The sequence below is a fragment of the Streptosporangium canum genome, from assembly GCF_900113865.1.
In the GTDB taxonomy this organism is placed as follows: domain Bacteria; phylum Actinomycetota; class Actinomycetes; order Streptosporangiales; family Streptosporangiaceae; genus Streptosporangium; species Streptosporangium canum.
This window is the reverse complement of record NZ_FOQY01000006.1, coordinates 289,757-314,079: the sequence shown is the minus strand read 5'-3', so window position 1 is coordinate 314,079 and position 24,323 is coordinate 289,757. Positions and strand designations below refer to the sequence as shown.

Here is a 24,323-nt window from a genome sequence, read left to right as displayed (position 1 = left end):
AAGTGTCCGGCCTGTCGCGGCGTTTGACGATCGGAGACAAGTTAGGAAACCTTCCTAACTTCCGTTGACATCGTGCCCGGCCGCTTGCCAGTATGCCGGTGAGCGGCTTGGCGCGGCGTCCTCCCGGGGGCGTGACGCGCTCAGTGAGAGATGTGCTGCCCCGGCCGCGTGTCGCACGGCGTCGCGGTCGACGCCGTGATCTCCGTCTCTCACCCCCCCAGGAGACAGCACGTGTCTTCAACGACGCCCCGATCCGTCCCCCACCGCCTCCTGCCGGTCCTCGCGGCGCTCGCCGCCCTTCTCGCCGGAGTCCTCGTCGCCACCGGCCGCGCCGAAGCGGCCGAGACCCTGCTGTCGCAGGGCAAGCCCGCCGCCTCCTCCTCCAAGGAGGGCACCTCCTACAGCTCGGGCAAGGCGGTCGACGGCAACCTCACCTCCACCCGCTGGGCCTCCCTGGAGGGCAGCGACCCGCAGTGGATCCGCGTCGACCTGGGCGCGGTCTCCCCGATCTCCCGGGTCAAGCTGTTCTGGGAGGCGGCGTACGGCGAGGCCTACAAGATCCAGGTCTCCGCCGACGCCGCCACCTGGACGACCGTCTACTCCACGAGCAGCGGAGACGGCGGCGAGGACGACCTGACGGGCCTGTCGGGCTCCGGGCGCTACGTCCGCATGTACGGCACCGCCAGGGGCACCGAGTACGGCTACTCCCTGTACGAGTTCCAGGTGTTCGGCGGCGGCACCAGCACGCCCAGCCCGACCCCGACGGTGACCCCGACCGTGCCCCCGGGCGACTCCTTCGTCGTCGCGGCGGCCGGTGACATCGCCGCCCAGTGCACCGCGAGCTCCAGCTCCTGCGCCCATCCCAAGACGGCGGCGCAGGTCCAGGCGATGAACCCCGAGTTCGTCATCACCATGGGCGACAACCAGTACGACGACGCCCGGCTCTCGGACTTCCAGAACTACTACGACAAGACCTGGGGCAAGTTCAAGAGCAAGACACGCCCGGTCGCCGGCAACCACGAGACCTACGACCCGGCCGGGACCTACGCCGGATACAAGGGCTACTTCGGCTCCATCGCCACCCCGCAGGGCAAGACCTACTACAGCTACGACCGGGGCAACTGGCACTTCGTCGCCCTCGACTCCAACTACTTCGACCAGACGGCCCAGATCAACTGGCTCAAGGCCGACCTGGCCGCGAACACCAAGGGCTGCGTCGCCGCCTACTGGCACCACCCGCTGTTCAGCTCCGGTGAGCACGGCAACGACCCGGTGAGCAAGCCGGTCTGGAAGATCCTCTACGACGCCCGCGCCGACCTGGTGCTCAACGGCCACGACCACCACTACGAGCGGTTCGCCCCGCAGAACCCCGACGCCCAGGCCGACCCCAACGGCATGGTGGAGATCCTCGGCGGCATGGGCGGCGCCTCGCCGTACAACATCGAGAACGTCCAGCCCAACAGCCAGAAGCGGCTGCAGGACGTCTACGGCGTGCTCAAGCTGAAGTTCGGCCCCGGCACGTTCTCCTCGGAGCTCATCGGGACCGACGGCGCGGTCAAGGACACCAGCCCCACCTACACCTGCCACTAGATGTACATCTCGGCAAGCCGGGCCGCGGACGGAGCACGTCCGCGGTCCCGGCTCTCCTGGGCGGTCCCCGGGAACGTGCTCGCGCTCGGGACGGTCAGCCTGGTCACCGACATCTCCTCGGAGATGGTCACGGCAGTGCTCCCGCTCTACCTGACGCTCTCCCTCGGACTCAACCTGCTGCAGTTCGGCCTGCTGGACGGGCTCTCCTTCGGGGTGACGGCGCTGGTCCGCCTGGCCGGCGGAAACCTCGCCGACCGGTGGCAGCGCCGCAAACTGGTCGCAGGCGTCGGATACGGGCTGTCGGCGCTCTGCAAGCCGGCCCTGCTCGCGGCCGGCGGTTCGGTCGCGGCGCTGGGCGCGGTGATCGCCGTGGACCGGACCGGCAAGGGGCTGCGGACGGCTCCGCGTGACGCGCTGATCTCGCTGAGCGTCCCGCCGGACGGGCTCGGGCAGGCGTTCGGCGTGCACCGCGCCATGGACACCTTCGGCGCGCTGCTCGGCCCGCTGGTGGCGTTCGCCGTCCTGATGGGCACCGGGGGAGCCTACGACGCGGTGTTCGTGGTCAGCTTCTGCGTGGCCGTGCTCGGCGTGCTGCTCATGGTCATGTACGTCCGCGACCAGCGCATGCCGCTACCGGGCCCGCGGTCGGCGACCTCGCCGCGCGCGGCCTTCGGGCTGCTGCGCGAGGCGGCGTTCCGGCGGGTGTGCGTGGTGGCCGCGGCCCTGGGCCTGGTCACGCTCAGCGACGCGTTCGTCTACCTGCTCCTGCAGAAGCGCGGCGGGTTCGGCGCCGAGTACTTCCCGCTGCTGCCGATCGGCACGGCCGCCGTCTACCTCCTGCTGGCCGTGCCCGTCGGCCGCCTCGCCGACCGGGTGGGCCGGATCCCGGTCTTCCTGGCCGGGCACGTGGCGCTGATCGCCGCCTACCTCGTGCTCATCGGGCCGGGGTGGCTCGTCGCGGTGCTGGCCCTGCAGGGGGTCTTCTACGCCGCGACCGACGGCGTGCTGATGGCCGTGGCGGGGCCGATGCTCCCCGCCCACCTGCGTACCAGCGGCCTGGCCCTGCTCCAGACCGGCCAGGCGACCGCCCGGCTGTTCTCCTCGGTCCTGTTCGGCGCCGTCTGGACGATGTGGGGGAGCACGCAGGGACTCGCCGCCATGGCCGCCGGGCTCGCGGTGTGCGTGCTCGGCGCCTGGTCCGTCGTACGGAGGCACGCGTGACCCCGCCGATGACGTGGGCGCCCGGCGCCAAGGAGGAGATCATGACCATGACGGTGACCGGGAGGCGGGCATCCGGTCTCCGGCCGGTGACGGGGAGGCGTCCATGACCCCGGTACGGCGCCTGCTGGTGCTGCTGGCCGCCCTCGCGGTCCTCGGCGGCGCGGCGGCCGGCTACGCGGCCTGGGCCGCGCGCCGCGACCCCGTCCCGGCCCAGGCGGGGCAGACGGCCCAGGCGGGGCAGGGCGGCGTGCTCCGTCCCGGGCAGCTGATGTTCCGTACGGCGGCCGGCCGGGTCGCCGGGGTACCGCTGGCGGACACCTCCGCCGCGCCCACCGGCAGCGGCCTGGCCTGCGACCGCTTCTCCACGGGCGGCGGGACCTCGATCTGCCTGGTGGCCCGGCCGGGACCGGTGGCCACCACACACGCGGTGATCCTCGACCGCTCGATGCGGGAGACCCGCCGGATCAAGCTGGCCGGCATCCCCAACCGGGCCAGGATGTCGCAGAGCGGCCGGATGGCGTCGTGGACGGTGTTTGTCACCGGCGACTCCTACAGCGAGGGCGGCTTCTCCACCTGGACCGGGATCCTGGACACCCGCACCGGCTACGCGGTGACCAACATCGAGGACATCCCCCTGACCCTGAACGGCCGCCGCTACCACGCCGCCGACGTGAACTACTGGGGGGTCACCTTCGCCGCCGACGACAACCGGTTCTACGCGACCGTGGCCACGAAGGGGAAGACCTACCTCGTCGAGGGCGACTACGGCAGATGGCAGGCCCGCACGCTCAGGGAGAACGCCGAGTGCCCGTCGCTCTCCCCCGACGGGACCCGCCTGGTGTTCAAGAAGCGCGTCTCCGCCGACCCCGACCGGATGTGGCGCCTGCACCTACTGGACCTGACCACCATGCGGGAGACGCCGCTGGCCGAGCCCGCCAGCGTCGACGACCAGGTGGTCTGGCTCGACGAGCGCACGGTGGCCTACGCCAGGGGAGGGGACGTCTGGTCGGTCCCCGCCGACGGCTCCGGCGCCCCGGCGCCGCTGGTGCGCGGGGCGTCCTCCCCGGTGGCCGTCCGGTGATGGCTGTCATGCCGGATGGATGACGGTTGTCATGTGACATCGAGGCGGCTTCGTACCGGCGGATGACGGCCGGATCATCCAGAGAGAGGAGGGCGGGCCGGGACCGGATTGCGATGATCGTCATGTCGTATTCTTCCGGACCTGAGGAGCTGACGGGCGATGACTCTCGCGCGACCCCACCACCGTGGACGGACGATCGCCGGACTCGGGCTGAGCGCTGTGCTCGTGACCTGGGCCGCCGCACCCGCCACCTGGGCCGCCGCACCCGCCACCTGGGCCGCCGTACCGGCCGACCCCGCCGCGACGGCCGGCCCCGCGCAGGCGGCGGCGCCGGCCGGACTCGACCGTGAGGCGCTCCGGCGCGGCCTCGACGCGATCCACGAGGCCGGGATGTACGGCGCCTACTCCGCCGTGCGGGACGCCGACACGGACTGGAGCGGGGCTGCCGGGGTCGCCGACGTGCGCACCAAGCGGCCGGTCCACCCCCGGATGCTCCACCGGGTCGGCAGCATCACCAAGACCTTCACCGCGGTCGCGCTCCTCCAGCAGGTCGAACGGGGGAAGATCGAGCTGGACGCGCCCGTCGCGCGCTACCTGCCCGAGCTGATCCCGGGGGAGCGCGGCCAGAAGATCACGGTGCGGACGCTGCTCAACCACACCAGTGGCATCGGCGACTACATCTCCGGCGCCTTCCCCTCGTTCCAGCAGGGCTCCACCGCCAGCCTGGACGACAACCGCTTCCGCGACTTCTCCCCCGAGGAGCTGGTGGGGTTCGGCCTGGAGGCGCCGTCCACGGGGGAGCCGGGACAGAACTGGTCCTACTCCAACACCAACTACATCATCGTCGGCCTGCTGCTGGAGAAGGTGACCGGCGCCGCCGCCGAGCCGTACATCACCCGGCACGTGATCCGCAAGGCCGGGCTGCGTGACACCTCCTTCCCGCGCACGCCGCTGATCCCCGGGCCGCACTCCAAGGCCTACGAGTCGTTCTACGGCTACATCGACCCGCCGCGCGACTACAGCGTCTACGACATGTCCTGGGCGGGCACGGCGGGCGCGGTCGTCTCGACGATGGACGACCTCAACCGGTTCTACCGGGCGCTGCTGGGCGGCAGGCTCCTCGGCTCCGCGCAGCTCGCCCAGATGCAGACCACGGTGCCGGTCACCGACGGCCAGGGCAACGTCGTGATGAACTACGGGCTCGGCCTCTACGCCCAGGACCTGCCGTGCGGCCGGTTCTGGGGCCACGACGGAGGGGTGTTCGGGATGGGCACGTTCTCGCTGTCCAGCCCGGACGGCCGCCGACAGCTCTCCTTGGGGATAAACCTGATGAAGTATCAGCGGTTCGACGAGAACGGCGTTCTCCAGCCCCACGCGATCGACTTCGCGCTCGGGGACCACATGCTCCAGGCCCTGTGCGGGCCCGCCGCGTCCCTGGCGAAGGACGGGCGGCCGCTCACGCCCTTCCCGACCCAGCAGGTCCTGGTCAAGCGATAGCCGCACGCTCCGTGGCCGGCCTGGCGGTGTCGCGCTGAGCCTCCCGTTCCCGTACGAGCGGGTGCCGTACGGGAACGGGAACCTCTCACGGAGAGAGGCCAGGCCTGCGGGTCAGGTGGTCAGCGGGGCATCTTCACGACGACGGTGTTGGCCACCTTGTCGTGCAGGCACTGCTGGAGCGGCTTGTCCCAGAACTGCCACAGGACGTTCACCAGGCTGAAGATGGAGCCGATGAGGTTGAGGAACGTCTGGAAGCCGAGCAGCTGCGGCCCGTAGAGCACGCCGATCCGCTTGAGGGCGCTCTGCGAGTCCAGGCCGCCCTGGAGACCCGCGCCCACGGTGGTGATGCGGATCTTCATGATCTTCTTGCCGAGGGTCTGCCCGTCACGGGTGATCTGGAAGTACTCGTAGGCCGAGTAGATCAGGAATCCCACGATGGCTGAGATCAGCAGCCCGAGGAACGAGGTGACCGGCACCTCGACGGTGGTACCGAGCAGGGTGACCTTCTCGGTGGTGGTGAACGCCCCGGCGATGATCGGGGTGATGATCACCATGACGACGACGCCCAGGATGATGGAGTCGATCAGGCGGGCGACGAGACGCTCCCACCAGACGGCCAGGACGGGGGGAGCGGGAGGGACGGATCCGTAGGGGGCCTGTCCGTACGCGCCGTGGTTGGGGGGTTCAGCGGTCATTGTTGACGATCTCCACGTGCCCTGAGGGCTGTCGGTGTCCAGGGGGTGCTCCGGTCGGCACGGTGCCCGCTCGATCTCCTCGTGCTCACCGCTCCCATGGGACAGCGGCTGGACAAGCCGGATCGGGGCGTCACCTTGTCATATTCCGGAGAGGAACATACCGCCGTGATCGGCGAATCGCTCCAGTATGCACCTGGCCGACCCCGGAGGGTATCTTTTTCCCTTTGCACCTGAATCAAGTTGCAGCGGAATCGCGTCGCACCTGAACGGCCGGCCCGCCCCCGCGGGACCGGCCACGGCCGTCTCCGGCCCACAGGTCAGCTCCGGGGCGCGAACCGGTAGGCGCGGATCACGGTCTGCTCGACCGTGTTGCCCGCACTGTCGGCGGACCTGGCGCGCAGGGAGACATGACCCTCACCGGCCGGGTGCCGCACCATGGCCTGGCCCCGCAGCACCGGCGCCGGGCTCCAGGTGGCGCCGTCGTCGTAGGAGACCTCGACGGTGAGGTCACGGGACGCACCCGCGCCGGAGCCGGCCTGCGGCCGCACGCTGACCGGCACGCCGTACGGCCTGCCGCCCGGCACGGCGTTGCGGGCGTCCAGCGCGGGGGAGAAGCGGACGACGGAGATCGGCAGGGGCAGCTCCGTGCTGTTCTCGACGTGCTCCGAGCGGAACGTCCAGACGGTGGAGATTCGGGTGGACAGGGTGGCCGGGGCTCTCCGGTCGGCCTCCACGACCACCCGGTAGCCCGCCGCGCCGGCTGGGACGGCGAAACCCTTCCCGCCGAGCGCGGGCCGTTCGCCGATCAGCCGGCCGTCGCTGTAGAGGGCGGTGCGCGCCTTGGCGGTCGCCGCCCGGCCGGCGCGCCCGGCTCCGTCCCCGTACATCGGCACGTTCACCCGGATCGTATCGCCCGTGCGGGTCAACCCGCCGAAGTCCTCGCCCACCGGGGGCAGGGTAGGGCCGAAGACGCCCCGGTTCCACGACTCCCGGTAGCCGCGGCCGGGGATGTAACTCGTGAGCGGCGACTCGAAGAAGGTCTCCTCGCCGCCAGGGCCGTCCTCCCAGAAGAAGTGCCGCCAGCGGATCCCGCCGTCGGCGTTGACGTAATCGGTGTGGACCGACGGGGTGGTGAACCTGACCGGCGCGAGGTGGATGCTCATCCGCGCGTCCCCGGACGAGGCGCTGCCTGCCCGGCGCTGGACGCCGGGCAGGTGGGCGGCATAGTCGGCGTGGATCGCCGCGAGGTCGCGGTCGGCGACCCGGCGCTGGAAGCCGGTGACCATCCCGCCGCTGTGGAACCAGGCGAGCCGGTAGGTACGGGGGCTGTCGTCGGTGCCGCCGTCTGCGCCGGCCTGCGCCCACACCCCGCCGATCCCGGTCGTCACGTTGTCGTAGGTCCGGTCGGGGCCGAGCTGCGCGGTCGCCATGTTCTCGAAGCGGCCGGATACGAAGGTCCGGGTGCTGAGCTCGTCGCTGTAGGTCACCTGGGCGTCGAGCTGTACGGCCGACGGGTTCGGCACGGTCACCGAGACGGGCCGGCCCAGACGGGCGTCCAGTTCGAGGGTCTGGGCGCCGGTCAGGTCCAGGCCCGGGTGGATCAGATGGGTGGCGTGCTCGCCGTCGAACAGGCTGCTCTTCACCACCCACCTGCCCTTGGGCAGCCGGAGCGTGACGGAGCCGTCCCCCGGCTCCCGCAGGGAGATCTCCTTCCAGTCGCCGGCCTGGCGCAGGGTGGTGAGGTAGCGGGTGGCCGGGCCGCCGTCGCGGCCGCTGTGCCTGAGCGTCAGCGCGTAGGTCTCCTTCTCGTTCTCCGCTGCCAGCGGCGTGCTCACGCTGAGGCCCCCGTCCCCGCTCGCCACGAGGTAGCCGCCGATGTTCCCCACCGGCGCTTCGGCGGTGTCGGCGGTGACGGAGACGTCGGCCTGCCCGCCCGCGGGCACTGTGACGGTCCGGGGGGTCACGGTGAAGGACCCTGTGCCGCCCTGGTCCCCGATGGACAGTTCGAGCGTCACCGGGGAGGCGCCGGTGTTGCGGTAGGTGACCTTCCTGGTGATCGGCTTGTCGTCGTCGTGTGGCCACTCCTGCAGGCCGAAGCCGAGGCCGCCGGGTTCGGCGGTGACCTGCTGGGCCGTGGCCCGCGCCACGTCGACCCGGCCGGCGCCCTGCTCGAAGACCCCGTGCGCCGGGTTGGGGCGGGCCGATCCCATCAACGCGGCCTTGAGCGTCCCCGCGGTCCAGTCCGGGTGCTGCCCGGCCAGGACCGCCGCGGCGCCGACGACGTGCGGGGTGGCCATCGAGGTGCCGTTCATGGCGACGTAGGAGCCGCCGCCGCCTGGTGCGTCCTTGGAGCGCGCGGCGGTGATGTCCACGCCGGGCGCGGTGATCTCGGGCTTGAGCGCGGAGTCGCCCAGACGCGGCCCCCGGCTGGAGAACTCCGCCAGTTCATCGGACTTCGTGACGGCGCCGACCGCCAGGGCCGCGGCGGCGCTGGCCGGTGACTCCACCGATCGCTCCGCTCCGGTATTGCCCGCGCTGATCACGAAGAGCGTGCCGTAGCGCTCGGTGAGGGTCTCCACCGCGAGTTCCAGCGGGTCGGTCTCGGGGGTGTCCGTGGCTCCCAGGCTCAGGTTCGCCACCTTCGCACCCTGCTCACCGGCCCACTGCATGCCCGCCAGGACCGCCGATTCCTGGCACACGCTCTCGCAGACCTTGCCGGCCAGGATCGTCGCCCCAGGGGCGACTCCCCTGTACCTACCGTCGGAGGCGGCGCCGCTGCCGGCGATGGTGGAGGCGATGTGGGTGCCGTGCCCGCTCCGGTCGACGGCGTCGGGGGCCTCGGTGAAGTTGGCCTGGGCGCTCACCCGGTCCGCCAGGTCGGGGTGGGTGGCGTCGACGCCGGTGTCGAGCACCGCGACCTTCACACCGGTGCCGGTGTGCCCGCTCTCCCACGCGGTGGGCGCGCCGATCTGCTTGACGCTCACGTCCAGCGCCGGCTTGCGCAGGCCGTCCAGCCACACCTTGGCCGTGCCGCCGGCCAGGGCCCGCCCGCCGCCCGCGACGCCGTTCCAGAACCCGGTCCGGTCCTTTTCCGGCGCCCGTACGGCCAGGCCGTCCACTGCGGGCAGCTCCCGCGTCACCTGGGCTCCGCTCGCGGCCATCACCGAGCGCAGCCCGCTCCGGGCCGCGGGGCCGTCCGCGGGACCGGAGTGGGTCACGAGGAGCGGCAGGTCGTCCCGGCGGTCGTAGCCGTACTCGATGAGCGCCGTCACGTCGAACAGCCGGGGGTCGAGCCGGCCCTCGCGCAGCGGCGCGAGCGCGTCGCTGGGGAAGACGCGCAGCCGCCCGTTCTGGTCGTCGGTGACGAAGGAGATCCCCTCGCGGCCCTCGCCCCGCTCGATCACGGTGCCGTGGCCGGAGCCGGTGACCGTCACCCGGTCACCGGTGATCAGCGTGACGGCGACCGGTGCGGACACCCGGCCCGCGGCCCCCGCCGCCTCCGCCCGGCCCGCGGCCCCCGCCGGCTCCGGCTCGCTCGCGGCTCCCGCCGCCTGCGGCCCGGCGAGCGCCGCGACGAGCGCCCCGGCGACCAGCGCGCTCGTCGCTCTTCGTCTATTTGTCATGTCTTCCTTTCGGCCGGGATCTCCGGCTGGGGGGATGGGCGCCCGCCGCATGCCGGCGGGCGCGTGGACGCCGTGCCGTGACCGTCGTCCAAGCGCGCACGCGTGACCGATCCCCGGATTTTCCCCGTCAATTGAAGGTTCCGCGTTCGCATGGTCGTCCCGTCTCATGACGCGTTCCCGGGACCTCCCCCGGTCCCGGGAACGCGGCGCCCTAGGGGAGGGCGGGCACCGCCGGCTTGTCGTCGGTCCAGCCGATCTGGAGCGTGACCCTGGTGGAGGTCTTGGCGGGGAACGGCTCGCCGTCCATCATGGTCTTCACCTCGAAAGACAGCGGCGTCATCGTGCCGGTGTCGACGACCAGCCGCTCTGTGGCGGTGATCGCGTGCTTCTGCCGCGACTTACCGAAGCCCTTCTCCGAGTCGATGGAGAAGCCCTGTCCGGTCCTGCCCTGCGAGTCCTTGACCTTCCCCAGGGAACGGACGCCGGGCATCGTCGGCAGCGCCCCGTACGCCGCGGCGCGGACCTCCTTCACTGGAGCGCCGGACAGCGTGAAGATCAACGCATTCCTCACGACGCCTTCGCGATCGGCGTCGCGAACCTCCGAGTTCGGATCCCGCGTCGCCTTGTCGATCCAGGCCTTCAACCCGGCCGGGTCCGTGGGCAGTGCCTGGACCTGCTCGTACGACAGCAGCCGGCCCCCCGCGTGGAATCCGACCACGGGGACCCCCTTCATGTCCTTGACGACCTGGACCCGGCCCTTGTCCGGCTTGGCGGACAGGGAGACGGCCTTGCCCTCCGCGGTGCGGGTCCAGCTGGTCGGGGAGTCGTCGCGGCGCCACGCCTGCTCGTCCGCCGGGCTCTTCGGGCGCATGCCCAGCGCCCGGTACCCGCTCCAGGTCCTGCCGTCGGGCGCGGTCCAGCTCTCCGAGACCTCCTGCTTCTCCATCCAGTAGCGGTTCTCTCCGCTCCCGAGCTGCTGGGCGCTGCCCTTCCAGAGCGTTCTGGTGTGCCAGTAGGCGCCCTCCGCGGGAGCCGTCACCGCCTGAGCGGCGGCCGCGAGCCGGAGAGCCGGCATGGGCTGCGGGCTCGACAGCGCGATGGCGCCCACCGCGGCCAGGCCGATCCCGATCGCGGTCAACCGGCGGATCGGCGTGGCCGGGCGCGTCGTCCGGTCCCTCGAATGATCAGTTCGCATGCCAGCTAATACGCCTGGGCCGTCCGGGGCGTTGCCCGCCGAATCCATGAATTTCCTGGAATCGGGGTGGTCGATGCGGGCAACGGTCTGTCCGGCCCGGACGTATTAGGGGGCATGAAATCGGATGAACAGGCGTGAGCGGCCCGGAGGACGACGGGTTCGCCGCGTTCGTCGCCGCGCGCGGCACCAGCCTGCTGCGGGTCGCCTACCTCGCGTGCGGCGACGACCGGGAGGCGGAGGACCTGCTGCAGACGGCGCTGGAGCGCACCTACCGCAAGTGGGACCGGGTGCGCTACGACAACCCCGAGCCCTACGTCCGCCGCGTCATCGTCAACACCGCCATCAGCCGCGCCCGGCGCCGGGCGATCCTGCGGATCATCCCGACGCACACCCCGCCCGAACTGCCGGTCAGGGAGACCGACGTCGACCTGCGCCACGTGCTCATGGACGCCCTGCGAGCCCTGCCTCCCCGGCAGCGCGCGGTGGTCGTCCTGCGCTACTGGGAGGACCTCGGCGAGACCCAGACCGCGGAGATCCTCGGCTGCTCGGCGGGCACCGTGAAAAGCCAGGCGTCGAAAGCGCTCACCAAGCTCCGGTCGGCGATCGGCGCCCAATCAGTGGAAGGGCTGATCAGGAATGTCCATGCTTGAGGACGACCTCCGCCAGGTCATGGCGGACGAGACGGCGCACCTGCGCGCCGCACCCGACCTGGTGGACCGGGTCATCCGCTCCTCACGGCGCAGGAGGACGGTGCGGACCAGGTACGTCGCGGTGGCCGCCGCGGCGGCCGTCGTGGGGATCACGGTCCCCGCCGGCCTGATCCTCGCCTCCGGGCCCGCGGTCGTGTCCGGGCCCGCGGCCGAGGGGGTGGCCGCGGTGGTGTCACCCGACAGCACCGGATCCGCCGTGCCGCAGCCCTTCGAACCACCCCCGCTGCCCACCCCGTCGCCCACCCCGTCGCCCACCCTCGACTTCGGGGACCTGAGCGACGGAAAGGCCTTCGGGCGCGTCAAGGTGGGATACCTGCCCGACGGCCTGCAGTGGTCCCACCGGTCGAGCGACTGGGGTGACGCGTACACGACCTCGTGGAACTACGACGGCGACAAGAACGGCTTCTACTGCGTTCAGATCTTCGTCCACGAAGGCCAGGCCCTCCAGGAGGCCCGCGAGCGCGTGCAGTCCTACCGTTTCGACTCCAAAGGCCGGTCCTCCCGTGACGACTCCAAAGGCGAGGAAGTGACCATCGGCGACCGGACCGGCTATCTGATCACCCAGTGGGTCGGCGAGGACGGCGGCAAGGGCACCCCCACGATGTTCCTCGACATGGGCCCCGAGCGGATGGCCGAGATCATGCTCAGCCCGGTCTTCGTCAAAGATCTGGGCACCCGGGAAGCGGTCGAGCGCGAGCTGAAGAAGATCGCCCAAGGCCTTACCGCCACCGACGGGGACCCGGGGACGACCAGCGAGGCGCCCGCCGCCGACGGCGGGGACGCGGGGAAAGCCACCGAGGCGCCCGCCGGCGGCTGAACTCCCCGGGAGACCGTCCGAGGGCTCACCCGCGGCGACCGGAGCCCTCGGGAGACCTTCCGAGCTCGCCGCCGGGACGCGAGCCGCCCGTCACCGGCTCAGCGGCGGCCGCGATACGGCCCGTCCCGCCACCCCCGGTACGGGCGGTCGGCGCGGTCGCCGTATCCGGCCTGGTCGCGCGCGTTCCGCTGGTGCGGGCGGTCGCCCGTACGCCGCCCGGTCGCGTGCCCCCAGCCGCCGCGCCGCCCGGCGGCGCGGCGCTCGCCCTCCCCGTCCTTCTCGTCCTTGTCCTTCTCCATGCCGGGGGTGAAGCCGCCGCCGAAACGCCCCATGTCCGGGTGGCGGAAGGAGGACGGCGGGACGTCCTCCAGGGCGGCGGACATGGACGACACCCAGATCGGGCCGGGCAGGGAGGCGCCCTGCACCGCGCCGTAGTATTCGCCGCCGATCCGCACGTCGCGCAGCGGGTGGCGGTAGGAGCCGCGGATGTCGCCCACGCTGACCGCGGCGGCCAGGTCGGGGGTGTATCCGGCGAACCACGCCGAGGTGTAGCCGTTGTTGGTGCCGGTCTTGCCCGCCGCGTCGCGGCCGATGCCCTGACCCGTCATGGTGCCCTTGGTGAACACCCCCGACAGGATGTGGTTGACCGCGTCGGCCACCTCGCGATCGATCGCCTGCGTGCAGCTCGGCGGCACCTGGACCCGCCTGCCGTTGCGCTGGACGATGTCGGAGATGGCCATCGGCTGGCACTGGCGCCCCCGCGCGGCGAGCGCGGCGAACGCCCCCGCCACCGTCACCGGGTCCATCTCGTTGACCCCGAGGGTGAAGGTCGGCACCTCGCGCAGCGGCTTGCCGTCCGCGCGGACGATGCCGAGCGCCTTGGCGGTCCTGACCACCGGGCACAGGCCCACGCGCCGTTCCAGCATCATGTAGAAGATGTTCACCGACTTCCAGGTGCCGGTGGAGATGCTCTGCGGGCCGCCCTTGCCCTCCCCGCTGGCGTTGAAGACCTCGGCGTTGGGGTCGTTGACCTTGCGGCCCCGGCAGTCGACGTACCCCGACGCGGGCACGAACCGGCCCGGCGTCATGAAGCCCTCGTCGAACCGCCAGCCCTTGTTCAGCGCGGTGGTCAGGGTGAACACCTTGAAGGTGGATCCGGCCTGGAAGCCCTGCCCGCCGCCGTGCGCCACGTCGGCCGGCAGGTTGTAGGTGGTCCGGGGGCCGTTGTTGGTGTTGCCGGAGTTGCGGCCGTACTTCTTGCTCGCCGCCATCGCCCGGATCCGCCCGGTCCCCGGCTCGATCATCGCCTCGGCCGCGACCTCGGTGTCGCGCGGGTCGACCCGCGCGGAGATGGCCCGCTGCGCCGCCCGCTGGGCGACCGGGTCCACGGTGGTGCGCAGCACCACGCCGCCCCTGGCCAGACGGCGCTCCCGCTCGGCGCGGGTGTGGCCGAACACCGGGTTGGTCAGCAGCTCCTTGTGGACGTAGATGCAGAAGTAGGGGTAGGAGCTCTCCGCGCAGCCGCCGGGTTCGGGCTTCAGCCGGATGCCCAGGGGGCTCTTCTTGGCCGCGACGGCCTGGGCCGGGGTGATGTTCCCCACCTGGGCCATCCGGTCCAGCACGGTGTCCCTGCGCTCCCGCAGGCGGGCGCGGCGCCGCTCGTCCAGCGACGGGTCCGTCGCGTACGGCGTGCGCACCGCGCCGGCCAGCGTCGCGGCCTGCCGCAGGGACAGGGCCGACGCCGGGACCGAGAAGAAGCGCTGGGCCGCCGCCTCGATCCCGAACGCCCCCGCGCCGAAGTAGGCGATGTTGAGGTAGCGCTCCAGGATCTCGGCCTTGGTGTACTTCTTCTCCATCGCCAGCGCGTAGCGCAGCTCGGTGATCTTGCGCTTGAGGCTCGGCGCCCGGGCCTGGGCGCGTTCGGCGCCGGTCTGGGCGTTCTCGACCAGGATGTTCTTGACGAGCTGCTGGGTGAGCGAGGACCCGCCCTGCCGCACCCCGCCCGCCTGGGTGTTGGTCACCAGCGCCCGCAGCGTCCCCTTGACGTCGAGGCCCGCGTGCTCGTAGAACCGGGAGTCCTCGATCGCCACGATCGCCTGCCGCATGATCGGGGCGACCTTGTCGAGGGGCACGATCGTCCGGTTCTCGGTGTAGAACTGGGCGAACTGTTTGCCGTTCTTGTCCAGGAGCACCGTGCGCTGCGGGAGAGGGTCCTCCCGGGGGCTGGGAGGCAGGTCGGTCACGGTGCGCGCGACGTTGTTGACGGTGATCCCGGCGCTGCCGACCAGCGGCAGCGCCGTGGCCGCCGCCAGCAGCCCGCCGAGCACGCCGCAGGCCAGCAGCCCGCCCAGGCACACGACGGGGTCGCGCCTCACCTCATGTCGTCGCGCAGTCACAGATAGTAAAGTGCGGCCGGATGATCGAGCACAAACATCCGGGTGGAAAACTTTACCCTTGGGGGGCCTCTTCCCGGCTGACCTTCAGGCCCAGCGAGGCGAACTGCTCGAAGGGGCGGTGGTAGCCCCGCTCGATGTGGTGCACCCCGCGCAACGTGGAGGTGCCCTCCGCGGCCGCCGCGGCGAGTACGGCGGAGAAGCCGGCCCGGATGTCGGGCAGCGTCACGTCGGCGCCGCGCAGCTTGGACACGCCCCGCACGACCGCCGAGTGCTTGGCGTTGGTGTCGTGGTAGCGGCACGCCGGGCCGCCGAGGCACACGTCGAAGACCTCGATCTCGCAGCCCATCCGCTGCAGGGCGGGCACGTAGACCAGCCGGTTCTCGAACACCGTCTCGTGCAGCACCGACATGCCCTGGGCCTGCGTGAACAGCACCATCAGCGGCGTCTGCCAGTCGGTCATGAAGCCCGGATGCGTGTCGGTCTGCACCGCCGCCGCCCGCAGCCCGTCCGGTGCCGACGCCGACACGTAGTCGTCGGTGATGTCCATCTCGGCGCCCATCCGGGCCAGGGTGGTGATCGCGGTGACCAGCCGGTCCTGCGGGCAGCCGTGCACCCGCACCTCGCCACCGGTGATCAGGCCGGCGGCCAGGTAGGAGAACGCCTCGATCCGGTCGCCGTTGAGCCAGGTGGAGGCGCCGCGCAGCCGGTCCACGCCCTCGATCACGATGCGCCGGTCGGGGCTGAGCTCGATGCGCGCGCCCATGCGCTGCAGGAACAGGGCGAGCTCCACCACCTCGGGCTCCATGGCCGCGCCCTTGAGCACGGTCTTGCCCTCGGCCAGCACCGCCGACATCAGGATCGTCTCGGTGGCGCCCACGCTCGGGTAGGGCAGTTCGAGCCGGGTCCCGCGCAGCCGCTTGGCCTTGGCGTAGACACCGGTGTCGCTCACCTCGACCTCGGCCCCCATGGCGCGCAGCGCCTCGACGTGGAAGTCGACGGGCCGGCGTCCGATCGGGTCGCCGCCCACCAGCGGCACGAACGCCTCGCCCGCCAGGTGCAGCAGCGGGCCCAGCATCAGGATGGGGATCCGGTTGAGGCCGGTGAACGCGGCGGGCACGTGCGGGTTGATCTGCGGCCCCTGGGCGATGCGGATCTCCCGGGGCGTGATCTCCACGTCGATGCCGAGCGCCCGGAGCATCTGCGCGGTGATCCCGACCTCGCCGACGTCGGGGGCGTTGTGGATCGTGCTCTCACCGGTGCCCAGCATCGCGGCGACCATGTGCTTGGAGACGCCGTTCTTGGACCCGCGGACCTCGACGTCGCCACGGAGCGGCCCGGAGGGCTCGATCAGCCATACCTCTTCGTTCACCCGGACAGACTAACGGGATTCGGTCGAAGTCTCGGGGATCATGGGCCGGAGGGTCGGTAACATCGGGCACACCAGTACAGAGGGTGAGGGGAAACACATTGCGGCATGCGCGCGACTTCGCCGTCACGGTGCTCGTGCTCGGCCTCCTGGGAGGGGCCGCCGGTGTCCTGTGGTCGCTTCTCGCGCCACGCCCGCCGTACGTCATGACCAAGCAGGGGCCGCTGCTCGCCGATCCCTCCACCCAGGCGCTCATCGCGGCCGACGGCTGGTTCGCCGTCGTCACCGGCGTGCTCGGGCTGGTCTGCGGCGCCGCCGGCTACCTCCTGTCGCGCCGGGGGCGCCCGCTCGCGGTGGTGCTCGGCCTGGCCGCCGGCGGGCTGCTCGGCGGATACCTCACGCTGGTGGTCGGCCAGGCGGTCAACCTCGGCGCGCGGAGCGTCACCGCCGCCGGACCGGGCATGACCGTGACCCCCGGTCCGCTGGAGCTGACCGCCTGGGGGGTGATGTGCGCCTGGCCGCTGCTGGCCGTCGGTCTCTTCTTTGCCCTGGAGGGCGTCGCGGGCTACCGCGACTCGCCGCTGCGCCGCCCGTTCGGCGGGCAGGACCCCTACGGGCCGCTGTCCGCCTACGACATCAGCGGAAAGTAGGCCTGCGCGCGCCGTGCCCGGTGGCCCGCTCGAAGGCGTGGGCCAGCCGCAGCACCTCCAGGTCGGCGAAGGGCCGCCCGACGATCTGCACCCCCACCGGCAGCCCCCCGGCGGTGAACCCGCACGGCACCGACGCCGCGGGGGCGTGCAGCACGCTGATCCAGTAGGCCGAGCGCATCCACGCCAGGTAGTCCGGCAGCGCCTCCCCGTTGATCTCCGAGACGTACGGCGCGTCCACCGGGAACGGCGGCACCTGGCTGACCGGCGCGATCAGGAAGTCGTAGGCGCCGAAGAAGGCGGTCATCCGCCGGTAGAGGCCGCTGCGCAGCCGCTCCGCCCTGGCCAGGTCCGCCCCGGTCACCGCGCGTCCCCGTTCGACGTTCCAGCGGACGTTCGGTCCCAGGCGGTCCTGGGGCAGGTCGCCGTAGGACAGCGCGTAGTGCCACGCCCGGTAGGTCCGGAACGCGTCCTCGGCGTCCGACAGGTCCAGCTCCACCCGCTCCACCCGCGCGCCCAGCCCGGCGAGCACGGCGGGGGCCTGGGCGGTGACCTTCGCCGTCTCCACGTCCACCGGCAGCCCGCCCAGGTCGGGGCTCCACGCGACGCGCAGCCCGGTCAGGTCCAGCTCCAGGGGCTCGGTGAAGACCGCTCCGCTCCTGGCGACCGCCAGGGGAGAGGCGGCGTCGAACCCGGCCACCACGCTCATCAGCAGCGCCAGGTCCTCCACGGTGCGGGCCATCGGGCCCGGCACGCCGAGGGTGAACCACGCCGCCGTCGGAGAGGGCGACGGCACCCGTCCGGGCGTCGGCCGCAGCCCGACCACGTTGCAGAAGGAGGCCGGGTTGCGCAGCGAGCCGCCCATGTCCGAGCCGTCGGCCAGGGGCACCATCCCGGACGCCAGCGCCGCCGCGGCCCCGCCGCTGCTGCCGCCCGCCGACCTCGACAGGTCGTACGGGTTGCGGGTGGCGCCGAAGATCTCGTTCACGGTGTGCGAGCCGGTGCCGAACTCCGGGGTGTTGGTCTTGCCGACCGTGATCGCCCCGGCCTCGCGCATCCGCCGCACGATCAGGCAGTCGGCGTCCGGGACGTGGTCGGCGAAGAGCGGCGAGCCGTACGTGGTGCGGATCCCGGCGGTGTCGGCCAGGTCCTTGTGCGCGACCGGCAGGCCGTGCAGCGGCCCGCGCCACCGGCCCCTCGCCAGATCCCGGTCGGCCTCCTCCGCCTCCCGCAGGGCGCGCTCGGCCACCAGGGTGACGACCGCGTTGACCCGCGGGTTGACCTCCTCGATCCGGCTCAGGTGCGCCCGCAGCAGCTCGACCGCGCTGACCTGCCTGGTGCGCAGCAGTTCGAGCATCTCGGTAGCGGTCAGGTAAAACATCTGCTCCCCCCGATCACGGTACGGCCTGCGCCGAGTCTGGCCGAAGGCCGCCGCCGCCCGCGTCGGCAACCTTCGACAACGGCATGGCCGGGGGGACTAGCCCGCTTTGCCGATGGGGGCGGTGATCGCCTCCGTCAGGCGTACCAGCTCCGCCGGGGCGGTCTCGATCTGCAGCCCGCGCCGGCCGGCCGAGAAGTAGATCGTCGCGAAGTCCAGGGCGGAGGCGTCGATCACGGTCGGCAGCCGCCTGCGCTGCCCCAGCGGGCTGATCCCGCCGACCACGTAGCCGGTGACCCGCTCCACCTTGGCCGCGTCGGCCATCGCCGCCCGCTTGCTCCCGAGCGCCGCCGCGAACGCCTTCAGGTCCAGTTTGCCCGCCACCGGAACCACCGCCACAGCCAGCCCGTCCTCCACCTCGGCCACGAGCGTCTTGAAGATCCGCCCGTACGGCAGGCCGAGCGCGTCGGCGGCCTCCTCGCCGTAGGCCTGGGCGCCGGCGTCGTGTTCGTAGGGGTGCAGGGTGAAATCCACCTTGGCCTGGGTCAGCGCCACCGTCGCCGGGGTCCCCTGGCCTCCCTTGCTCTTGCTCTTGCTCACGGGCGAAGCTTACTGTCTGATTAAAATCTACATTGTAAAGGCTATGTCCGGATGCTGGACGGAACGAGACCGGGTGCCGGACCTCCGTAGACTGGACAGGTGATTTCCCGTACCGACCTGCGCGGAGCCCTCCCGGAGGACCTCCGCCACGTGCTGCCCCGTGCCGAACTCGACGTCGAAGCCGCCCTGGAGAAGGTGCGGCCGATCTGCGAGGACGTGCATCATCGCGGCGTCGAGGCCGTGCGGGAGCTGACCGCGAGGTTCGACGGCGTCGAGCTGGAGTCCACCCGGGTCCCCGTCGAGACGGTCACCAGGGCGCTGGAGGAGCTCGACCCCAGGATCCGGGCCGCCCTGGAGGAGTCGATCCGCCGCGCCCGCCTGGTCCACCGCGACCAGCGCCGCACCGACGTCACCACCCAGGTCGTGCCCGGCGGCACCGTCACCGAGCGCTGGGTCCCCGTCGAGCGCGTGGGCCTCTACGTCCCCGGCGGCCGGGCGGTCTACCCGTCCAGCGTGGTCATGAACGTCGTCCCCGCCCAGGAGGCGGGGGTGTCCTCCCTGGCGGTCACCTCGCCCGCGCAGAAGGAGTTCGGCGGGCTGCCGCACCCGACGATCCTGGCCGCCTGCGCCCTGCTCGGGGTGGACGAGGTCTACGCCGTCGGCGGCGCCCAGGCCGTGGCGATGTTCGCCTACGGCACCGAGGAGTGCCCGCCGGCCACCATGGTCACCGGCCCCGGCAACATCTGGGTCGCCGCCGCCAAGCGGCTGCTCAAGGGGCGCATCGGCATCGACTCCGAGGCCGGTCCCACCGAGATCGCGATCCTCGCCGACTCCACCGCCGACCCCGTGCACGTCGCCGCCGACCTGATCAGCCAGGCCGAGCACGACACGATCGCCGCCGCCGTCCTGGTCACCGACTCCGCCGAGCTGGCCGAGGCCGTCGAGCGGGAGCTGCCCCGCCAGGTCGCCGCCACCAAGCACGGCGAGCGCGTCACCGAGGCCCTGTCCGGCCGTCAGTCGGGCATCATCCTCGTCGACGACATGGAGGCCGGGCTGCGCGTCGTCGACGCCTACGCCGCCGAGCACCTGGAGATCCACACCGCCGACGCGCCCGCGCTGGCGGCCCGGGTCCGCAACGCCGGGGCCATCTTCGTCGGCGCCTACGCGCCGGTCTCGCTCGGCGACTACCTCGCCGGCTCCAACCACGTGCTGCCCACCGGCGGCTGCGCCTGCCACTCCTCCGGACTGTCGGTGCAGACCTTCCTGCGCGGCATCCACGTCGTCGACTACACCCGCGAGGCCCTCGCCGGCGCCGCCGCCCACGTGTGCGTCCTGGCCGACGCCGAGGACCTCCCGGCGCACGGTGCGGCGATCCGCGCGAGGTTCGACTGGGAGGTCCCCTCATGAGGACCTCCCGGCCCGTGCTCACCGGGCGCGCGGCCGCCCGCGCCCGTTCCGACTGGGAGACGTCTCCGTGAAGCTTGAGGACCTGCCGATCCGGGACGACCTGCGGGGGCGGTCGCCGTACGGCGCCCCCCAGATCGACGTCCCGGTCCGGCTCAACACCAACGAGAACCCCTACGGGCCCTCCGCGTCCCTGGTCGCCGACCTGGCCGAAGCCGTACGGCACGGCGCGGCCGGGCTCAACCGCTACCCCGACCGCGACGCCCTCGCGCTCCGCCGGGACCTGGCCGGCTACCTGGGTCACGGGCTGGCCGTCGAGCAGGTCTGGGCCGCCAACGGCTCCAACGAGGTGCTCCAGCAGATCCTGCAGGCCTTCGGCGGCCCCGGCCGTTCCGCGCTCGGCTTCGAGCCCTCCTACTCGATGCACCCGATCATCACCACCGGCGCGTCGACCGAGTGGATCTCCGGGGCGCGCGAGGAGGACTTCGGGATCGACCCGGACAAGGCCGTCGCCGCGATCGAGGAGCACCGGCCCGACGTCGTCTTCCTGACCTCGCCCAACAACCCCACCGGCACCGCGCTCGACCCGGCCGTGATCGCCCGGATCGTCGAGGCCGCGCCCGGCATGGTCGTCGTGGACGAGGCCTACTTCGAGTTCGCCCGCACCGGCACCCCGTCGGCGCTGACGCTGCTGCCGGACAATCCCCGGCTCATCGTCACGCGGACCATGTCCAAGGCGTTCGCGATGGCGGGCACCAGGCTCGGTTACCTCGCCGCCCACCCGGCGGTGATCGAGGCGCTGCTCCTGGTCCGCCTGCCGTACCACCTGTCCACGCTCACCCAGACGGCGGCGCGCGTCGCGCTCGCCCACCGCGAGGAGCTGCTCGGCACCGTCGACGCGCTGCGGGCCGAGCGGGACGCGACGGTGGAGTGGCTGCGCGGCAAGGGGCTGGCGGTCGCCGACTCCGACGCCAACTTCGTGCTGTTCGGCCGCTTCGCGGACCGGCACGCGGTCTGGCGGGGCGTGCTCGATCGCGGAGTGCTGATCCGAGAGGTGGGGCCGCCCGGGTGGCTGAGAGTTTCGATCGGAACGACCGAGGAGATGGCGGCCTTCCGCGCCGCCCTGGAGGGATCCCTGTGAGCAGTCTCGCCGGAGACGAGTCCGCCAAGCGTTTCGGCCGCGTCGAGCGCGTCACCAAGGAGACCTCGGTGCTGGTCGAGGTCGACCTCGACGGCACCGGGCAGGTCGAGGTGGCCACGGGCGTCGGGTTCTACGACCACATGCTGAACCAGCTCGGCAAGCACGGCCTGTTCGACCTGAGGGTCAAGACCGAGGGCGACCTCCACATCGACTCCCACCACACGATCGAGGACACCTCGCTCGCCCTGGGGGCCGCGTTCCGTGAGGCCCTGGGTGACAAGTCGGGCATCCGGCGGTTCGGTAGCGCGTCCTGCCCGCTCGACGAGGCCCTCGCCCAGGTGACGGTCGACCTGTCCGGCCGCCCGTACCTGGTGCACACCGAGCCCGAGGGCATGGCCCCGATGATCGGCGCGGAGTACGACACGACGATGACCAGGCACATCCTGGAGTCGTTCGTCGCCCAGGCCGCCATCTGCCTGCACGTCCACGTCCCCTACGGCCGTAACGCCCACCACATCGTCGAGGCCCAGTTCAAGGCCCTGGCGCGGGCGCTGCGCGAGGCCTCCGAGCTTGACCCCCGCGCCACCGGCGTGCCGAGCACCAAGGGCGTGCTGTGAGCGGGCCCGGCGTAGCCGCGCGGCCGGCGGGGGAGGGCGCGTGAGCGACAACTGGACCGCCGTCGCCATGGCCTTCATCGCCCTCTTCCTGGTCGGCGGGATCGTCTCCTTCTACAAACAGGGTCTGAAGGTGGGCGCGGTGCTGCTGGCCGCCCTCGCCGCCCTGGCGACTACCGCGGCGGTGCTCTGGTGGTGAACATAACCGTTCTCGACTACGGGTCCGGCAATCTCCGCTCGGCGGAGCGGGCCCTGGCCCGGGTCGGGGCGAGTGTCACGGTGACCTCCGACTACGAGGCGGCCATGGAGGCCGACGGCCTCGTGGTCCCGGGGGTCGGCGCGTTCGCCGCCTGCATGACCGGGCTGCGCGCCGTGCGCGGCGACCGCATCATCGACCGCCGCCTGTCAGCCGGCCGGCCCGTCCTGGGCATCTGCGTCGGCATGCAGATCCTGTTCGAGACGGGCGTCGAGCATGGCGTCACGACCGAGGGCTGCGGGGAGTGGCCCGGCACGGTCGAGCGGCTCGACGCGCCGGTCCTGCCCCACATGGGCTGGAACACGGTCACGGCGCCCGAGGGCACCGTGCTGTTCGACGGGATCGCCCCGGACACGCGCTTCTACTTCGTCCACTCCTACGGCGTGCGCGACTGGGAGCTGCGGGCCGGACCGGGCTTCACCGACCCCCTGGTCACCTGGGCCGAGCACGGCGTGCCGTTCGTCGCCGCGGTGGAGAACGGCCCGCTCATGGCGACCCAGTTCCACCCGGAGAAGTCGGGCGACGCCGGGGCCCAGCTGCTCACCAACTGGCTCGGCACCGTCAAGTGAGCCGCCGGATGAGGTGCCGGGTGAGCCGCCGGTGAGCAAGGAGCGGGCCAGGCGCAGGGCCGAGCGTGAGGCGGAGCAGGCGCGCCAGGCGGCCCTGCGCGCCGAGCGCGAGGCCCGCCTGGCCCGGCGGCGCGAACGCGTCGGCCGGGTCACCGCCCTCCTGCCCCGCAGGCCCGTCCGGGTCGCCGTCCAGGGCGGCATCATGGCCCGGCGCCGCCGCGCGCAGAACGGCCTCGTGGCCGTCCTTTTCCTGATCGTCCAGGTGATCGCCTGGCTGCTGTGGTCGTCGTGGACCGCGCGGCTCGGCGTGCTGGTTCTCTCGGTGCTCTTCGTGCCGCTTTTCGTCACCCTTGTCTTCGACCGGAGGTCCTGATCAGATGTCGCTAGAGTTGCTGCCCGCCGTGGACGTCGCCGACGGCCAGGCGGTCCGCCTGGTCCAGGGGGCGGCCGGCACCGAGACCTCCTACGGCGACCCTCTGTCGGCGGCGCTCGCCTGGCAGGAGGCCGGCGCCGAGTGGATCCACCTGGTCGACCTCGACGCCGCCTTCGGCCGAGGTTCCAACCGCGAGCTGCTGGCCACCGTCGTGGACGCCCTCGACATCAAGGTGGAGATGTCGGGGGGCATCCGTGACGACGCCTCCCTGGAGGCCGCGCTGGCCACCGGCTGCCGCCGGGTGAACATCGGCACCGCCGCCCTGGAGAACCCCTCCTGGTGCTCCAAGATCATCTCTGAGTACGGTGACAGGATCGCGATCGGTCTCGACGTCCGCGGCACCACCCTCGCCGCCCGCGGCTGGACCAAGGAGGGCGGCGACCTGTGGGAGGTGCTCGACCGCCTTGAGGCCGACGGCTGCCCCCGCTACGTCGTCACCGACGTCACCAAGGACGGCACCCTGCGCGGCCCCAACCTCGACCTGCTCCGCGAGGTCTGCGCCCGTACCGCCAAGCCGGTGGTCGCCAGCGGCGGCGTGTCCTCCCTGGACGACCTGCGCGCCCTGGCCTCGCTGGTGCCGATCGGCGTCGAGGGCGCGATCGTCGGCAAGGCCCTCTACGCGCACGCCTTCACCCTCGAAGAGGCCCTGGCCGCGGTGAGCTCGTAGGTTGCCGCACGTGACAGGGGGCGGGGGGAGCCACCGTTCGGGCACCCGGGTGTTCAGCGGCGGTGTCTGGGAGGAGCGCTACGGCTATGCCCGCGCGGTGGTGGCGGGGCCATGGGTGATCGTCTCGGGGTGCACCGCCACCGTCGGCGGTGAGGTCCAGCACGTCGGCGACGCCTACCGGCAGTCGCTGACCGCTTTCGGGGTCGCGCTGGACGCCATCGAGAAGGCGGGCCTGTCCCGCCGTGACGTGGTCCGGGTCCGTTACTTCGTGGTCGACGACGAGCACTACGACGAGGTCGGCCGCGCGCACGCCGAGCTGTTCGGCGAGGTCCGCCCCACCTGCACCGGGGTCCGGGTGGCGGGCCTGATCGACCCTCGGATGTTGGTGGAGGCCGAGGTCGAGGCATACCGTGAATGAGGAGC

Annotated in this window: 22 protein-coding genes; 15 read left to right on the top strand and 7 right to left on the bottom strand. The window is 72.1% G+C overall.

Annotation, left to right across the window (positions count from 1 at the left end):
• Positions 1-231 precede the first annotated feature (231 nt).
• The 4 genes from BM085_RS12115 to BM085_RS12100 all read left to right on the top strand — a co-directional run bounded on the left by BM085_RS12115 (position 232) and on the right by BM085_RS12100 (position 5,389).
• Positions 232-1,590, top strand: coding sequence for a galactose-binding domain-containing protein (locus BM085_RS12115; protein ID WP_093887151.1), 1,359 nt, complete (start codon positions 232-234; stop codon positions 1,588-1,590).
• Complete coding sequence (locus tag BM085_RS12110; protein WP_093887086.1) at positions 1,591-2,811, top strand: MFS transporter; 1,221 nt, start codon at positions 1,591-1,593, stop codon at positions 2,809-2,811.
• Between the two features lie 103 nt (positions 2,812-2,914).
• The gene (locus BM085_RS12105; protein ID WP_093887085.1) at positions 2,915-3,892 is read left to right on the top strand and encodes a TolB family protein; all 978 of its coding nucleotides are present in this window, start codon (positions 2,915-2,917) and stop codon (positions 3,890-3,892) included.
• A 159-nt stretch (positions 3,893-4,051) separates the two neighbouring features.
• Positions 4,052-5,389, top strand: coding sequence for a serine hydrolase domain-containing protein (locus tag BM085_RS12100; RefSeq protein WP_093887084.1), 1,338 nt, complete (start codon positions 4,052-4,054; stop codon positions 5,387-5,389).
• 119 nt (positions 5,390-5,508) lie between these two features.
• Here BM085_RS12100 and BM085_RS12095 read toward each other — a convergent pair whose 3' ends face one another.
• The 3 genes from BM085_RS12095 to BM085_RS12080 form a co-directional block, all read right to left on the bottom strand.
• A complete protein-coding gene (locus BM085_RS12095; protein WP_093887083.1) occupies positions 5,509-6,084 on the bottom strand; it encodes an RDD family protein in 576 nt (191 codons plus the stop codon).
• Positions 6,085-6,401: 317 nt separating this feature from the next.
• Entirely contained in the window at positions 6,402-9,707 is a 3,306-nt protein-coding gene (locus BM085_RS12090) for a S8 family serine peptidase (protein ID WP_143120894.1), read from the bottom strand.
• Between the two features lie 211 nt (positions 9,708-9,918).
• The gene (locus BM085_RS12080; RefSeq protein WP_143120893.1) at positions 9,919-10,902 is read right to left on the bottom strand and encodes a hypothetical protein; all 984 of its coding nucleotides are present in this window, start codon (positions 10,900-10,902) and stop codon (positions 9,919-9,921) included.
• Between the two features lie 134 nt (positions 10,903-11,036).
• Here BM085_RS12080 and BM085_RS12075 point away from each other — a divergent pair, with 134 nt between their 5' ends.
• Positions 11,037-11,552, top strand: a complete 516-nt coding sequence (locus BM085_RS12075; RefSeq protein WP_093887080.1) for a SigE family RNA polymerase sigma factor — start codon at positions 11,037-11,039, stop codon at positions 11,550-11,552.
• Positions 11,545-12,429, top strand: a complete 885-nt coding sequence (locus tag BM085_RS12070; RefSeq protein WP_093887079.1) for a hypothetical protein — start codon at positions 11,545-11,547, stop codon at positions 12,427-12,429. The genes BM085_RS12075 and BM085_RS12070 overlap by 8 nt, the downstream gene beginning before the upstream one ends.
• A 98-nt stretch (positions 12,430-12,527) precedes the next feature.
• On the opposite strand, the gene BM085_RS12065 is transcribed toward BM085_RS12070, so the two are convergent.
• Positions 12,528-14,825 (bottom strand): transglycosylase domain-containing protein, encoded by a 2,298-nt coding sequence (locus tag BM085_RS12065; RefSeq protein WP_093887078.1) that lies wholly within the window; start codon positions 14,823-14,825, stop codon positions 12,528-12,530.
• A gap of 52 nt (positions 14,826-14,877) precedes the next feature.
• Positions 14,878-16,194 (bottom strand): UDP-N-acetylglucosamine 1-carboxyvinyltransferase, encoded by a 1,317-nt coding sequence (gene murA, locus BM085_RS12060; RefSeq protein WP_093887077.1) that lies wholly within the window; start codon positions 16,192-16,194, stop codon positions 14,878-14,880.
• 98 nt (positions 16,195-16,292) lie between these two features.
• On the opposite strand from murA, the gene BM085_RS12055 reads away from it, so the two are divergent.
• Positions 16,293-16,841, top strand: a complete 549-nt coding sequence (locus BM085_RS12055) for a hypothetical protein (RefSeq protein ID WP_093887076.1) — start codon at positions 16,293-16,295, stop codon at positions 16,839-16,841.
• On the opposite strand, the gene BM085_RS12050 is transcribed toward BM085_RS12055, so the two are convergent.
• Both BM085_RS12050 and ybaK read right to left on the bottom strand, forming a co-directional pair.
• Positions 16,828-18,219 (bottom strand): amidase, encoded by a 1,392-nt coding sequence (locus BM085_RS12050; RefSeq protein WP_093887075.1) that lies wholly within the window; start codon positions 18,217-18,219, stop codon positions 16,828-16,830. The genes BM085_RS12055 and BM085_RS12050 overlap by 14 nt on opposite strands.
• Before the next feature lie 96 nt (positions 18,220-18,315).
• Positions 18,316-18,816: a Cys-tRNA(Pro) deacylase gene (gene ybaK, locus BM085_RS12045; RefSeq protein ID WP_093887074.1), complete on the bottom strand. Its 501-nt coding sequence runs from the start codon at positions 18,814-18,816 to the stop codon at positions 18,316-18,318.
• A gap of 99 nt (positions 18,817-18,915) precedes the next feature.
• On the opposite strand from ybaK, the gene hisD reads away from it, so the two are divergent.
• The 8 genes from hisD (at position 18,916) to BM085_RS12010 (ending at position 24,318) form a co-directional block, all read left to right on the top strand.
• Positions 18,916-20,223: a histidinol dehydrogenase gene (gene hisD / locus BM085_RS12040; protein ID WP_093887073.1), complete on the top strand. Its 1,308-nt coding sequence runs from the start codon at positions 18,916-18,918 to the stop codon at positions 20,221-20,223.
• A 67-nt stretch (positions 20,224-20,290) separates the two neighbouring features.
• On the top strand, positions 20,291-21,361 hold the full coding sequence (locus BM085_RS12035) for a histidinol-phosphate transaminase (protein WP_177245073.1): 1,071 nt from the start codon (positions 20,291-20,293) through the stop codon (positions 21,359-21,361).
• On the top strand, positions 21,358-21,978 hold the full coding sequence (gene hisB / locus BM085_RS12030) for an imidazoleglycerol-phosphate dehydratase HisB (RefSeq protein ID WP_093887072.1): 621 nt from the start codon (positions 21,358-21,360) through the stop codon (positions 21,976-21,978). The genes BM085_RS12035 and hisB overlap by 4 nt, the downstream gene beginning before the upstream one ends.
• A gap of 40 nt (positions 21,979-22,018) precedes the next feature.
• The gene (locus BM085_RS44360; RefSeq protein ID WP_177245072.1) at positions 22,019-22,174 is read left to right on the top strand and encodes a hypothetical protein; all 156 of its coding nucleotides are present in this window, start codon (positions 22,019-22,021) and stop codon (positions 22,172-22,174) included.
• Complete coding sequence (hisH, locus tag BM085_RS12025) at positions 22,165-22,800, top strand: imidazole glycerol phosphate synthase subunit HisH (RefSeq protein ID WP_177245081.1); 636 nt, start codon at positions 22,165-22,167, stop codon at positions 22,798-22,800. The genes BM085_RS44360 and hisH overlap by 10 nt, the downstream gene beginning before the upstream one ends.
• 31 nt (positions 22,801-22,831) lie before the next feature.
• Positions 22,832-23,173: a hypothetical protein gene (locus BM085_RS12020; RefSeq protein WP_031160028.1), complete on the top strand. Its 342-nt coding sequence runs from the start codon at positions 22,832-22,834 to the stop codon at positions 23,171-23,173.
• Positions 23,174-23,177: 4 nt separating this feature from the next.
• On the top strand, positions 23,178-23,900 hold the full coding sequence (priA, locus tag BM085_RS12015) for a bifunctional 1-(5-phosphoribosyl)-5-((5-phosphoribosylamino)methylideneamino)imidazole-4-carboxamide isomerase/phosphoribosylanthranilate isomerase PriA (protein WP_093887070.1): 723 nt from the start codon (positions 23,178-23,180) through the stop codon (positions 23,898-23,900).
• A gap of 10 nt (positions 23,901-23,910) precedes the next feature.
• Entirely contained in the window at positions 23,911-24,318 is a 408-nt protein-coding gene (locus BM085_RS12010) for a RidA family protein (protein ID WP_093887149.1), read from the top strand.
• Positions 24,319-24,323: the final 5 nt, after the last annotated feature.